The 13548-nt window shown below is 72.6% G+C and carries 13 protein-coding genes; 2 read left to right on the plus strand and 11 right to left on the minus strand.

Translation table 11 applies throughout. From position 1 onward, the window contains the following. Positions 1-22 precede the first annotated feature (22 nt). The 10 genes from ruvB to pgsA form a co-directional block, all read right to left on the minus strand. Entirely contained in the window at positions 23-1093 is a 1071-nt protein-coding gene (gene ruvB, locus ACFYWG_RS30110; RefSeq protein ID WP_383511273.1) for a Holliday junction branch migration DNA helicase RuvB, read from the minus strand. A gap of 156 nt (positions 1094-1249) precedes the next feature. Then, complete coding sequence (gene ruvA / locus ACFYWG_RS30115; protein ID WP_376332289.1) at positions 1250-1855, minus strand: Holliday junction branch migration protein RuvA; 606 nt, start codon at positions 1853-1855, stop codon at positions 1250-1252. Next, entirely contained in the window at positions 1852-2391 is a 540-nt protein-coding gene (gene ruvC, locus ACFYWG_RS30120) for a crossover junction endodeoxyribonuclease RuvC (protein WP_369197447.1), read from the minus strand. The genes ruvA and ruvC overlap by 4 nt, the downstream gene beginning before the upstream one ends. Before the next feature lie 105 nt (positions 2392-2496). Beyond that, complete coding sequence (locus ACFYWG_RS30125) at positions 2497-3249, minus strand: YebC/PmpR family DNA-binding transcriptional regulator (RefSeq protein ID WP_094057782.1); 753 nt, start codon at positions 3247-3249, stop codon at positions 2497-2499. A 48-nt stretch (positions 3250-3297) separates the two neighbouring features. After that, positions 3298-3903, minus strand: a complete 606-nt coding sequence (pdxT, locus tag ACFYWG_RS30130; protein ID WP_383511403.1) for a pyridoxal 5'-phosphate synthase glutaminase subunit PdxT — start codon at positions 3901-3903, stop codon at positions 3298-3300. 4 nt (positions 3904-3907) lie between these two features. Next, entirely contained in the window at positions 3908-4813 is a 906-nt protein-coding gene (gene pdxS, locus ACFYWG_RS30135; RefSeq protein ID WP_389204240.1) for a pyridoxal 5'-phosphate synthase lyase subunit PdxS, read from the minus strand. A 200-nt stretch (positions 4814-5013) separates the two neighbouring features. Next, positions 5014-5556, minus strand: coding sequence for a hypothetical protein (locus ACFYWG_RS30140; protein WP_376332283.1), 543 nt, complete (start codon positions 5554-5556; stop codon positions 5014-5016). A 180-nt stretch (positions 5557-5736) separates the two neighbouring features. Next, complete coding sequence (locus ACFYWG_RS30145) at positions 5737-6900, minus strand: glycosyltransferase family 4 protein (RefSeq protein WP_376332281.1); 1164 nt, start codon at positions 6898-6900, stop codon at positions 5737-5739. Then, entirely contained in the window at positions 6897-7805 is a 909-nt protein-coding gene (locus ACFYWG_RS30150) for a phosphatidylinositol mannoside acyltransferase (RefSeq protein WP_383511406.1), read from the minus strand. Before ACFYWG_RS30150 ends, ACFYWG_RS30145 begins: the two co-directional genes overlap by 4 nt. Then, entirely contained in the window at positions 7802-8575 is a 774-nt protein-coding gene (gene pgsA / locus ACFYWG_RS30155; protein WP_389204339.1) for a phosphatidylinositol phosphate synthase, read from the minus strand. The genes ACFYWG_RS30150 and pgsA overlap by 4 nt, the downstream gene beginning before the upstream one ends. A 244-nt stretch (positions 8576-8819) precedes the next feature. Between pgsA and ACFYWG_RS30160 the strand changes: the two genes are divergently transcribed. Further along, complete coding sequence (locus ACFYWG_RS30160; protein WP_385417404.1) at positions 8820-11018, plus strand: elongation factor G-like protein EF-G2; 2199 nt, start codon at positions 8820-8822, stop codon at positions 11016-11018. Between the two features lie 170 nt (positions 11019-11188). Then, positions 11189-12856, plus strand: a complete 1668-nt coding sequence (locus ACFYWG_RS30165; RefSeq protein WP_376332276.1) for a hypothetical protein — start codon at positions 11189-11191, stop codon at positions 12854-12856. A 110-nt stretch (positions 12857-12966) separates the two neighbouring features. Here ACFYWG_RS30165 and ACFYWG_RS30170 read toward each other — a convergent pair whose 3' ends face one another. Further along, positions 12967-13527: an HIT domain-containing protein gene (locus ACFYWG_RS30170; protein WP_376332275.1), complete on the minus strand. Its 561-nt coding sequence runs from the start codon at positions 13525-13527 to the stop codon at positions 12967-12969. Positions 13528-13548: the final 21 nt, after the last annotated feature.

Raw genomic sequence — 13548 nt, forward strand, 5'->3', positions numbered from 1 at the left:
TGCCGCCGGGGCGGCGGCGCCCTCACGCCCCGAACAGGTCCTGTTGTCCGTTTCCGGCGGCCTGGGAGCGCGGCGGGGTGAGGCCGAGGTGCGCCCACGCGGCGGGGGTGGCGACCCGGCCGCGGGGGGTGCGGGCCAGCAGTCCTTCCCGTACGAGGAAGGGTTCGGCGACCTCTTCCACGGTCTCACGTTCCTCCCCCACCGCGACAGCGAGCGTGGACAGGCCGACGGGACCGCCGCCGAACAGCTTGAGCAGGGCCTCCAGCACGGCACGGTCGAGCCGGTCCAGGCCGCGTTCGTCCACCTCGTAGACCGCGAGCGCGGCGGCGGCGATGTCGCGGGTGATCAGGCCGTCGGCCTTGACCTGCGCGTAGTCCCGGACGCGGCGCAGCAGGCGGTTGGCGATGCGGGGCGTGCCGCGCGAGCGGCCGGCGATCTCGGCCGCGCCCGCCGGGTCGATCTCGACCTCCAGCAGGTTCGCCGACCGGTGGACGACCCGCTCCAGTTCGGTCGGCTCGTAGAACTCCATGTGGGCGGTGAAGCCGAAGCGGTCGCGCAGCGGGGGCGGCAGCAGTCCGGCGCGGGTGGTGGCGCCGACCAGGGTGAAGGGGGGCAGTTCGAGGGGGATGGCCGTGGCGCCGGGGCCCTTGCCGACGATGACGTCGACGCGGAAGTCCTCCATGGCCATGTACAGCATCTCCTCGGCGGGCCGGGACATGCGGTGGATCTCGTCGAGGAAGAGGACCTCGCCCTCCTGCAGGGAGGACAGGATCGCGGCGAGGTCGCCGGCGTGCTGGATGGCGGGGCCGGAGGTGATGCGGATGGGTGCGCCCATCTCCGCCGCGATGATCATGGACAGGGTGGTCTTGCCGAGGCCGGGGGCGCCGGAGAGCAGGACGTGGTCGGCGGTGGCGCCTCGGGCGCGGGCCGCGCGCAGGACGAGGTCGAGCTGCTCGCGGACCTTCTCCTGGCCGATGAACTCGCCCAGGTCCTTGGGGCGCAGGGCGGCCTCGACGGCCTGGTCCTCACGGTCGGCGGACGCACCCACGAGCCGCTCGGCGGCGTCGGCGTCGGTCGTGTCGTCCCAGTTCATGGAGTGTGCCTCGGAATCTCGGTACGGGGGGTGCGGCGGTACGGAGGGTGCTGCGGTGCGGGTGGGCGGTGCGGCTTCGCGGGGGGCGGGGCCGGGGCCCGGGGCCGGGGGCGTGCCGCGGGACTGCGGGGCCGCGGCCGTCCGTTACGGTCCCGGCTACCGGGCGCGGTTCAGGGTCTGCAGGGCGGCCTTGAGCAGCTGGCCCACCTGGGGGGTGCCCTCGGCGGCCTCGGCCTGCGGGGCCACGGCGGACACGGCCTCGTCGGCCTCCCGGGTCGCGTACCCGAGGCCGATCAGCGCGGCGTGCAGCTGGTCGCGCCAGCCGGAGCTGACCGGTGCGCCGACGGCGGGGGCGCCGACGGGGGCGCCGAGGCGGTCCTTCAGTTCCAGCAGCAGCTTCTGGGCGCCCTTCTTGCCGATGCCGGGGACGGCGGTGAGGGCCTTCTCGTCGGCGGTGGCCACGGCCCGGCGCAGCGCGTCGGGGCTGTGCACGGCGAGCATGGCCTGGGCGAGTCTCGGCCCGACGCCGCTCGCGGTCTGGAGCAGCTCGAAGACCTGCCGCTCGTCGTCGTCCGCGAAGCCGTACAGGGTGAGGGAGTCCTCGCGCACCACCAGGGAGGTGTGCAAGGTGGCGGGCCGGCCCACGCGGAGCGTGGACAGCGTGTCGGGCGTGCACTGCACGGCCATGCCCACGCCGCCGACCTCGACGACCGCGGCGTCGGGAGCGAGTGCGGCCACTGTGCCGCTGAGGAAGGCGATCATGCCGTACGGCCTTTCGGTGCTCGGGCGGTGTGCAGGGCGACGGCCTGCTGCAACCGGTTCTGCGCGGGGGCGCGCCAGATGTGGCAGATGGCGAGCGCGAGGGCGTCGGCCGCGTCGGCGGGCTTGGGGGGCGCGTCCAGTCTGAGCAGACGCGTCACCATGGCGCCCACCTGGGCTTTGTCGGCGCGGCCGCTGCCGGTGACGGCGGCCTTGACCTCGCTGGGGGTGTGCAGTGCGACGGGGATGCCGCGGCGGGCGGCGCACAGCATGGCGACGGCGCTGGCCTGGGCGGTGCCCATCACCGTGCGCACGTTGTGCTGGCTGAAGACGCGCTCCACCGCAACGAACTCGGGCCGGTGCTCGTCGAGCCACCGCTCGATGCCCTGCTCGACGGCGACCAGGCGGTGGCCGAGCTCGGCGTCCGCGGGCGTGCGCACGACACCGACGCCGACCATGGTGAGCGGCCGTCCGGCGACGCCCTCGACCACGCCGACCCCGCACCGGGTCAGTCCCGGGTCCACCCCCAGTACGCGCACGCGCCCTCCCTTTCGCTCACCAGTTTGTGCAGGCTATCGGGTGCCACCGACAACGCGACGGGCCGACGGGGTGTGTCCCGTCGGCCCGTCGCTCTCGTGCGCGTGTCAGGCGTCGACCTTCTCCATGACCTCGTCGCTGACGTCGAAGTTGGCGAAGACGTTCTGCACGTCGTCGCTGTCCTCCAGCGCGTCGATCAGCTTGAAGATCTTCTTGGCGCCCTCCTCGTCCAGTTCGACCTGCATGGTCGGGACGAAGTTGGCGTCGGCGGAGTCGTAGTCGATCCCGGCGTCCTGGAGGGCGGTGCGGACCGCGACCAGGTCGGTGGCCTCGCTGATGACCTCGAAGGTCTCGCCGAGGTCGTTGACCTCTTCGGCACCGGCGTCCAGGACGGCGCCGAGGACGTCGTCCTCGGACAGCTCACCCTTGGGGACGATCACGACGCCCTTGCGGTTGAACAGGTACGACACCGAGCCCGGGTCGGCCATGGAGCCGCCGTTGCGGGTCATGGCGACGCGGACCTCGGAGGCGGCGCGGTTGCGGTTGTCGGTGAGGCACTCGATGAGCACCGCGACGCCGTTCGGGCCGTAGCCCTCGTACATGATCGTCTCGTAGTCGGCGCCGCCGGCCTCCAGGCCCGCGCCGCGCTTGACCGCCGAGTCGATGTTCTTGTTGGGGACCGACGACTTCTTGGCCTTCTGGATGGCGTCGTAGAGCGTCGGGTTGCCCTCGGGGTCGGCGCCGCCCATCCGCGCCGCGACCTCGATGTTCTTGATCAGCTTCGCGAAGAGCTTGCCGCGCTTGGCATCGATGACGGCCTTCTTGTGCTTCGTCGTGGCCCATTTAGAGTGGCCGGACATCTGCCTGTCTCCTTCGCGTAACCCATCTCAGCAACGAACGCAGGAATCCTACAAGGACTCGGGTGTCCGGTTCGCGCGCACCATGTCGACGAACAGGGCGTGCACCCGGTGGTCACCGGTCAGTTCCGGGTGGAACGAGGTGGCCAGCGCGTTGCCCTGACGCACGGCGACGATGTGGCCGTCGTGCTCGGCGAGCACCTCGGCACGGGCGCCGACGGACTCCACCCAGGGGGCGCGGATGAAGACGCCCTCCACGGGATCGCCCTCGACGCCCGTGACGCCGACGGCCGCCTCGAAGGACTCGTTCTGCCGGCCGAAGGCGTTGCGGCGCACGATCATGTCGATGCCGCCGACGGTCTCCTGGCCGGAGCGCGGGTCGAGGATCTTGTCGGCGAGCATGATCATGCCGGCGCAGGTGCCGTACACGGGCATCCCGTCGCGCACGCGCGCGCGGAGGGGCTCCATCACGCCGAACAGGACGGCCAGCTTGGAGATGGTGGTCGACTCCCCGCCGGGGATGACCAGGCCGTCCACCTCGGCGAGTTCCTCGGGGCGCCGCACCGGCCTGGCCACGGCGTCGGCCGCGGCCAGGGCGACGAGGTGCTCCCGTACGTCGCCCTGGAGGGCCAGGACGCCTATGACAGGAGTGCTCATGGAACTACCAGCCGCGGTTGGCGTAGCGCTCGGTCTCGGGGAGGGTGTCGCAGTTGATGCCGACCATGGCCTCGCCGAGGTTGCGGGACGCGTCCGCGATGATCTTCGGGTCGTCGTAGAAGGTGGTCGCCTTCACGATGGCGGCGGCGCGCTTGGCCGGGTCGCCGGACTTGAAGATGCCGGAGCCGACGAAGACGCCCTCGGCGCCGAGCTGGCGCATCAGGGCCGCGTCGGCCGGGGTGGCGACGCCGCCGGCGGAGAACAGCACGACCGGGAGCTTGCCCAGCTCGGCGACCTCCTTCACCAGCTCGTACGGGGCGCGCAGCTCCTTGGCGGCGGCGTACAGCTCGTGGTTGTCGAAGCCGCGCAGCTTGGCGATCTCGTTCTTGATCTGGCGCAGGTGGCGCACGGCCTCGACGACGTTGCCGGTGCCGGCCTCGCCCTTGGAGCGGATCATCGCGGCGCCCTCGGCGATGCGGCGCAGGGCCTCGCCCAGGTTGGTGGCGCCGCACACGAACGGGGTGGTGAAGGACCACTTGTCGGAGTGGTTGACCTCGTCGGCCGGGGTGAGGACCTCGGACTCGTCGATGTAGTCGACGCCGAGGGACTGCAGCACCTGGGCCTCGACGAAGTGGCCGATGCGGGACTTGGCCATGACCGGGATCGAGACGGCCTGGATGATGCCCTCGATCATGTCCGGGTCGGACATGCGGGCCACGCCGCCGTCCTTGCGGATGTCGGCCGGGACCCGCTCCAGGGCCATGACGGCGACCGCGCCCGCGTCCTCGGCGATCTTCGCCTGCTCCGGGGTGACGACGTCCATGATGACGCCGCCCTTGAGCTGCTCGGCCATGCCGCGCTTCACACGGGCGGTGCCGGTCTCGGGAGCCTGGTTTTCGGAGATGGACACGGGTGACCTCGCTGATGGGAAAGAGGGTTTCTGCAGCACTGAGGAAACGTGAAGGAAGCAGGCCACAGCAAGGGCCAATGGGAACGCCGTGGATCCTTTTCGGCGCCGGCGCGGGTAACGGCCGGTGAACGAGGCGGACGGCGCGGGCCCGGAGCCGGGGGCAGGCGGGCGGGGTGGGCGGCGTGCCTGCGGAGCCGGGGCTAGGCGGAGCGGTCGACCAGGGCGGCCGGGGGCTCGTCGTCCATCTCGAAGGCCATGGGGAACGGGGCGTGTCCGGCCAGCCGGAACCAGCGCACCTTGCGGTGGCGGCGCAGGGCCCGGGCGGCGCGCACGGCGTCGTTGTGGAAGCGCCGGGCCATCGGCACCCTGCGCACCGCCTCCGTGAGTTCGCGGGCCGCCTCCTCTCCCCCGGGCGCCTCGCGGACGGCCTCCACCTGCGCGGGTTCCTCGAACACCGCGCGCAGCGCCTGCGTCAGCTCGCTCTCGGCGACCTCCCGCTGCTCCTCCTCGGCCTGCCGCGCGGCGTGGGCGGCCTCGTACAGGACGATCGAGGCGGCCGGGTCGAGCACCCCGGAAGTGGCCAGCTCCTGGGCGACGGAGGCGCGGCGCAGCAGCTGTGCGTCGAGTGCGGCGCGCGCGGCGTCGATCCGCGCGTGCAGCCGGTCCAGCCGCCCGGCCGTCCAGCTGAGGTAGAGGCCGATCACCACGAGGGCGACGAGGATCCAGATGAGGGTTGCGGTCACGGGCCAAGAGGCTACCGGGGCGCTCCGCCCGGTCGGCCGGCTGTCCCGCCGGGCGGGGAGTCCGGCCCGGTCCTCCTGAGTGCTGCCGCCCCGGGACCCTCGCTGTCGGCCTGAACGGCCCGGTCCAAGAAGGCCGGACGGGCTGGGTGCTGCTCGGCGTACCTCGCCGGGGGCGTTGCGTCAGTCCCGGGCCAGGCCCAGGCGACCCCACAGTCCGGTGGTCCGTTCGTCCGCGGCCACCGCCGCCGCGCCCGCCGTGACCGTCTCGTAGACCGACATGATGTCCGCGCCCACCGTCGACCAGTCGAAGCGCCGCACGTGGGCGCTGCCCCGCTCGCGGAGTTCCGCGCGCCGCTCCGGGTCGTCCAGGAGGCGTACGGCCGCGTCGGCCAGGGCGTCGGCGTCCTCGTTGGGGAACAGTTCGCCCGCCGCTCCCCGGTCGAGGACCTGGGCGAAGGCGTCCAGGTCGGAGGCGAGGACGGGGGCACCGGCCGACATGGCCTCGACCAGGATGATGCCGAAGCTCTCGCCGCCCGTGTTGGGCGCGACGTACAGGTCGACGCTGCGCAGGAAGCGGGCCTTGTCCTCGTCGCTGACCATGCCGAGGAACTCCACGCGGGAGCGCAGCTCGACGGGCAGGGACTCCACGGCCTCCTTCTCGTCGCCGCGTCCGGCCACCAGCAGGCGGGTCTGCGGGCGCGCGGCGAGGATCTTCGGCAGGGCCCCCATGAGCACCGGCAGTCCCTTGCGGGGCTCGTCGATGCGCCCTATGAAGCCGATCGTGTCGCCCTGCCACTCGGCCTTGGGCTCGGCCTGCGCGAAGAAGTCGACGTCGACGCCGTTGGGGATGACCACCGCGTCCCCGCCGAGGTGCTCCACCAGCGTGCGGCGGGCGTACTCGCTGACGGCGATCCGCGCGCTGATCTTCTCCAGCGCGGCCTGGAGGATCGAGTACGCGGCGATCATGGCGCGGGAGCGCGGGTTCGACGTGTGGAAGGTCGCCACGATCGGGCCCTGGGCGGCCCAGCAGGCCAGCAGGCCCAGGGACGGCGAGGTCGGCTCGTGGATGTGGATGACGTCGAACGAGCCGTCGTGCAGCCACCGGCGCACCCGGGCGGCACTGAGGAACCCGAAGTTCAGCCGGGCCACCGAGCCGTTGTACGGCACGGGCACCGCGCGCCCGGCCGAGACGACGTAGGGCGGCAGCGGGGTGTCGTCGTCGGCGGGGGCCAGGACGGACACCTCGTGGCCGAGGCGGATGAAGTACTCGGCGAGGTCGCGGATGTGGAACTGGACGCCGCCCGGCACGTCCCAGGAGTAGGGGCAGACGATGCCGATCCTCACGGGCGCCCCTGGGCGGGGTCGAGGTCCGCGAGCCACAGCCGCTGCAGCATGTGCCAGTCCTCCGGATGGTCGGCGATGCCGGTGGCGAAGGCGTCGGCCAGCGCCTGTGTCATGACGGACGTCTTCTCGGCGCGTGTGCCCGAGCCGGGCACCTCGACGGGCGGATGGACCTGGCCGCGCATCATGGGCGAGTCGTCGTACCAGAGGGTGACGGGCAGCAGCACGGCGCCCGTCTGCTGGGCGAGCAGCGCCGGTCCGGCCGGCATCCGGGCGGTGTCGCCGAAGAAGTCCACCTCCACGCCGGAGGCGGACAGGTCGCGATCGGCGACCAGGCAGACCAGGCCGCCGTCGCGCAGCCGCCGGGCCAGGGTGCCGAAGGCGCTGCCCCCGCTGTGGGGCAGGACCTCCATGCCGAGGCCCTCGCGGTAGGCGACGAACCGGTCGTAGAGCGTCTCGGGCTTGAGCCGCTCGGCGACGGTGGTGAAGGGAATGCCCAGCTTGGTGGTGACCCAGGCGCCGGCGAGGTCCCAGTTGGCCAGGTGCGGCAGGGCGAGGATCACGCCCCGGCCCGCGTCCATGCCCTCGGTGAGGTGGTGCAGGTCCTTGGCGGTGAAACCGTCCGCGATCCGCTGCCTGCTCCAGGCGGGGAGGCGGAAGGACTCCATCCAGTAGCGCAGGTAGGAGCGCATGCCGGCGCGCGAGAGTTCCGCGAGGCGCTCGGGACTGGCCCCGGGCACCACGCGCGCGTAGTTGCTCTCCAGGCGCTGCACGCCCTTGCCGCGCTGCTTCCAGGCAGCGTCGGCGATGGTCCGCCCGAGCCGTACGGCGGCCGGTTCGGGGAGCTTCTTGACCGTGCTCCAGCCCAGCCCGTACAGCGCGTCCGTCAGCCGGTCCTGTGCGCTCACGTGGCCGCCTCGCTCCCGTGGGAGGCGTTGTGCTGCTCGCCCTCATTGTCCTGCGCGGCACTGCCCTGCGCGGCGGCCGCCGCCTGCTCGGCCTCGGCGGACTCGCGGCGGACGGTGACGACCCGCTGGATCAGCGTGACGAGGCTGCCCACGGCGACGATCCACAGGGCGACCGGCAGCAGGTACTGGATGCCGGGGACACCGAACGCGTGCAGACCCGCGAGACCGGCCGCGACCAGCGAGATCACCAGCCGCTCGGCGCGCTCCACCAGCCCGTTGACGGCCACCGGCAGCCCGATCGACTCGCCCCGGGCCTTGGTGTACGACACCACCTGCCCGCTGGCCAGGCAGAAGATCGACACGGCGCAGAGCACCAGGTCGTCGCCGCCGCCCGCGTACCAGAGGATGAAGCCGCCGAAGATCGCGCCGTCGGCGACCCGGTCGAGCGTGGAGTCGAGGAAGGCGCCCCAGCGGCTGGAGCGGCCCAGCTGGCGGGCCATGTTGCCGTCGACGAGGTCGGAGAACACGAACAGCGTGATCACGACCGTGCCCCAGAAGAACTCTCCTATGGGGTAGAAGACCAGCGCGCCCGCGACCACTCCGGCGGTGCCGATGAGCGTGACGGTGTCGGGGCTGACGCCCCGGCGGATCAGAAACGCGGCGAACGGTGTGAGGACACGCGTGAAGAATGCACGCGCGTACTTGTTCAGCATGGCCTTCCCGAGGGTCGGTGTCGCCGTCTGGCCCCTGCTGGCCACCGGCTGGCCCATCGTAGCCACGCGCGCGTGCGGGTGAGGTGCGGGCACCCGGACCCCTTTCGGGGGAACCCGCGGGGCACCGCCGGGTGGCGCGGTGACGTCCTTCGTATGGACGCGCCGTGGCGACGGTGGGAAGGTCGAATGACCGCGGGCGTCGCCGGAGCCGCCACCGCTGGGGGCACCTCCCGGACGGAGTCCGGGGAGGATCCGCGTGCCCGCGCCCACAGGGACCTCACCGTGCACGGGAGGCAGGATCATGGGCGACAAGGGACAGACACACCCTGGGGCCGCCGGCAGGGCGCAGGCGGCCGACCACCCCCAGTCCGTACGGAACGTGGTGCTGGTCGGCCACTCCGGATCGGGCAAGACCACCTTGGTCGAAGCCCTCGCCCTCACGGCGGGGGCGGTGAACCGGGCGGGCCGCGTGGAGGACGGCGGCACCGTCTCCGACTACGACGAGATCGAGCACCGGCAGCAGCGCTCGGTGCAGCTCTCCCTGGTGCCCGTTGCCTGGGACGGCATCAAGGTCAACCTCCTCGACACCCCCGGATACGCCGATTTCGTCGGGGAGCTCAGGGCCGGTCTGCGCGCCGCGGACGCGGCCCTCTTCGTCGTCTCGGCCTCGGACGGCGTGGACGGGTCCACGCGCATGGTCTGGGAGGAGTGCGCGGCGGTCGGCATGCCCCGGGCCATCGTCGTCACGCACCTGGAGGCGGCGCGCGCCGACTTCGAGGAGATGACCCGCATCTGCGCGGAGGCCTTCGGCGCGGACGACCCGGACGCGGTCCTGCCGCTGTACCTGCCCCTGCACGGCCCTCAGGCGCCCGACGGGCACGCGCCCGTGACGGGGTTGATCGGGCTGCTGTCGCAGAAGCTGTTCGACTACTCCACCGGCGAGCGCAAGGAGTCCGAGCCGGGTCCGGATCAGCTGCCGCTGATCGAGGAGGCCCGCAACCGGCTCATCGAGGGGATCATCGCGGAGAGCGAGGACGAGACCCTCATGGACCGCTACCTCGGCGGGGAACCCGTCGAGGTCAAGACGCTGATCGACGATCTGGAGCGGGCCGTGGCGCGCGGGGCGTTCTTCCCCGTCCTGGCCGCCGCCCCCGCGGCCGAGGGCGCCCGGCAGGGCCTCGGCACGGTGGAGCTGCTGGAGCTGATCACCGGCGGCTTCCCGACCCCGCTGGAGCACGAGACGGTCCGGGTGACGACCGTCGACGGCAAGCCGCGCGAGCTCAAGCCGTGCGACCCGGACGCTCCGCTGGTCGCGGAGGTCGTGAAGACGTCCTCCGACCCGTACGTGGGCCGGCTGTCGCTGATCCGGGTGTTCTCCGGCACCCTGCGCGCCGACCAGACGGTCCATGTCTCCGGGCACGGGCTGGCCGACCGCGGACACGAGGACCACGACGTCGACGAGCGGATCGGCGCCCTGTCCACGCCGTTCGGCAAGCAGCAGCGCCCGGTGTCGCACGTGATCGCCGGCGATCTGGCGTGCGTGGCCAAGCTGAGCCGGGCCGAGACCGGCGACACCCTGTCCGCCAAGGACGACCCGCTGCTGATGGAGCCGTGGCAGATGCCCGACCCGCTGCTGCCGCTGGCCATCCAGGCGCACAGCAAGCCGGACGAGGACAAGCTGTCGCAGGGCCTGGCCCGGCTGGTCGCCGAGGACCCGACGATGCGGCTGGAGCAGAACCAGGACACCCACCAGGTCGTCCTGTGGTGCCTGGGCGAGGCGCACGCGGACGTCGCCCTGGAGCGGCTGCGCAGCCGCTACGGCGTCCAGGTCGACGTGGTGCCGCACCGGGTGTCCCTGCGCGAGACCTTCGCGCACCGGTCGTCCGGGCGCGGCCGGCACGTCAAGCAGTCCGGCGGGCACGGCCAGTTCGCGATCTGCGAGATCGAGGTCGAGCCGCTGCCGGGCGGTTCCGGCATCGAGTTCGTGGACAAGGTCGTCGGCGGAGCGGTGCCCCGGCAGTTCGTCCCGTCGGTCGAGAAGGGCGTGCGCGCCCAGGCGGCCAAGGGGGTCGCCGCCGGACATCCGCTCATCGACGTGCGCGTGACCCTGCTGGACGGCAAGGCGCACTCGGTGGACTCCTCCGACGCCGCCTTCCAGACGGCCGGGGCGCTGGCGCTGCGGGAGGCCGCCGCCGCCGCGAGGATCCACCTGCTGGAGCCGGTGGCCGAGGTGTCGGTGCTGATCGGCGACGACTTCGTGGGCGCCGTGATGAGCGACCTGTCGGGGCGGCGCGGCCGCGTGCTCGGCACCGAGCAGACCCCCGGCGGGCGCACCCTGATCCGGGCCGAGGTGCCCGAGATCGAGATCGGCCGGTACGCGATCGACCTGCGGTCGATGACGCACGGCACGGCGCGCTTCAGCCGCCGCTACGTACGGCACGAGCCGATGCCGGCGCAGGTGGCGGAGCGGGTGCGCGAAGAGGCGCACGCGGCACCGTAGTTGGCGCCGGGCGCCTCCGACTGCCCGGATGAGGGCTTCCTTCCGCGTCGGCGGGCGGCTTGACGGCCGTCCGCCGACGCGCGCCCGTACGGACGGATACGCTGATGACCTGATCAACAGGTGTGCGCGGAGCGGAAGTCGGGAAGGCCGCAGATGCGGATGCGGCGGCGATGGGGGCGGCAGTGACGGACGGATTCGACTTCAGTCCCGGGGCTCAGGTGCCCCTGGCGGGTGCGAGCGGCCAGACGGCGGCGACGTACGCGCTGGCTGCGGCGGCCTACCGGGACGACGAGGTCGGCAAGATCCTGGCCGCCGACAACGAGTGGCACCAGTCGAAGGTGACGCCCCCGCGGCCCTGGGCGAAGATCTTCCGGCCCCGGCTCGGCGAGGCGTTCTCCCGGGCGGTCATCGACCGGATGCTGGGCGCCGGGCGCGCCCCGGTCATCCAGTCCTTCGGCATCGAACCCCAGGTGGTCGTCGAGCACTGCCTGGCGGCGCACCGCATCCGCCGCGACCGGGACAACATGCTCTCGGTGATCACGGTGGTGTGCGGGCTGCTGTTCCTGCCCGGCTTCCTCGTGTGGCTGCTGGTGTTCACGCTGCGCACCACCATGGCCAGGCGCGAGGACAAGCGCGCGGGCGCCCTGGCCACGACCCTGCTGGTCGCCATCGGCGCGCTGGCCGTGCTGTTCCTGCTGAAGATGCCCTTCTCGGGGTTCTGGGGCTGGTACGCGCGCGCCTGCGTCCTGATGCCCGTGGTCGGCTGGTTCTGGGCCAAGCACGTCTGCGAGCGCACGGCACGGGACCTGCGGGACCGCTGGTCGGGCCTGCTGTCGGGCGGCGGGGTCGGTGCCAAGATCCCCGAGGCGGTTCCCGGCAACCCGGGCGACGCGGCCGAGCAGGTCCGCAAGGAGCTGGCCCGCCTGGCCGCCGAGCAGCGCTCGAACTCGGTCTTCTACGCGGGCCCCAAGGGCATACTCGGCATGGGCACGCGCTGGGGCAGCTGGCAGCTGGCCGAGGAGCTGGTGTCGGCCGAGCCGGGCAAGGAGTTCCACCCCTTCCGCAGCTGGGACGTGATCGTGGCGATCCAGGGCGGTCTGGCCATGCTGGAGCGCACCTCGATCAACACCGGCGGCTTCCCCAAGCCGTCCATCACGCACTGGATCGTCACGCCGATCGGCGAGAAGGCCACGGAGGTGTCCCGGCCGAGCGGGACGGACGTCGACGCGTACACGGTCCGCACGCACGCGGTGCAGGAGATCTGCAACAAGCAGCAGTTCGGCAGCGGTGACCGGCACTACCTGGGCGTGCAGTGGACGCTGTGGGACGGCCACCTGGTGATCACCATGCTGATCACGGTGACGGTGCTGCACGACACCCTGCGCATCGAGGTCACCGGGCACGCGCTGGGGCCGGTCAACCCGCTGTTCAACGAGAAGCCCGCGGCCAGGGAGAAGACGGTCCAGAAGTCCTTCCGCTTCTGGGAGACCCGCACGGTCAAGCTCCCCCTGGTCGACGCCGACGAGGTGGTGCGGCTGGCCGCGCGCGCCCCGCTGACCTGGTACCCGCCGCTGCTGAAGTGGCTGGGCGGCGGCCTCACCCTGCCGGAGCCGTTCGGCCTGCGGCACGCGTGGGCCGACCAGCCCTGGCGGCACCGGTTCATGGCGGACGACGCGCTGCGGGCGGCCACGCCGGTGCTGCGGGTGGTGCACGCCGCGGCGCTGAAGGTGCTGCGCGAGAACGGGGTGAGCGTGGAGAAGTTCGGCGCGCGGTCGGCGGCGCTCAGCGGGGCCGTGCAGGAGGCTTCGCCGAAGAAGGCGGACGTGTACGACGCGTAGGTGAGCGACGCAGGCGGGGGTCGCGGGGGATGCGCCCCGGGACCCCCGTCGGACCGGGCGGCCTCGCCCTCACTCGCCGGACGGGCCGGGAATGCCCGGCCGCGCCCGGATCAAGCGGCCGGCCACGCCTCCGCGAGCATCTTCCGCGTGTCGGCCAGGAGCTGCGGCAGCACCCGTGTGTGGCCCACCACCGGCATGAAGTTGGTGTCCCCGCCCCACCGCGGCACGATGTGCTGGTGCAGGTGCGCCGCGATGCCCGCGCCGGCGACCGAGCCCTGGTTCATGCCGATGTTGAAGCCGTGCGCGCCGGAGGCGGTGCGCAGGGCCGTCATCGCCTGCTTGGTGAGCTCACCCAGCTCGGCGGTCTCCGCGGGGGTGAGGTCGGTGTAGTCGGCGACGTGCCGGTAGGGCACGGTCATCAGGTGCCCGCCGTTGTACGGGTACAGGTTCAGCACGGCGTAGACCTGCTCGCCGCGGCGGACCACGAGCCCGTCCTCGTCGGACTTGGCCGGGATCGCGCAGAAGGGGCAGCCGTCGCCGGCGCCCGGGCCGGTCGGCTTGTTCTCCCCCTGGATGTAGGCCATCCGGTGGGGGGTCCACAGACGCTGGAACGCGTCCTGCGTCCCGACTCCCAGCTGCTGCTCCGGCTCACTCGTCATGCAGTGCAGCATATGGCGTCGAGACGGCGGGAC

The organism is Streptomyces sp. NPDC003456 (assembly GCF_042878735.1).
Lineage (GTDB): Bacteria > Actinomycetota > Actinomycetes > Streptomycetales > Streptomycetaceae > Streptomyces.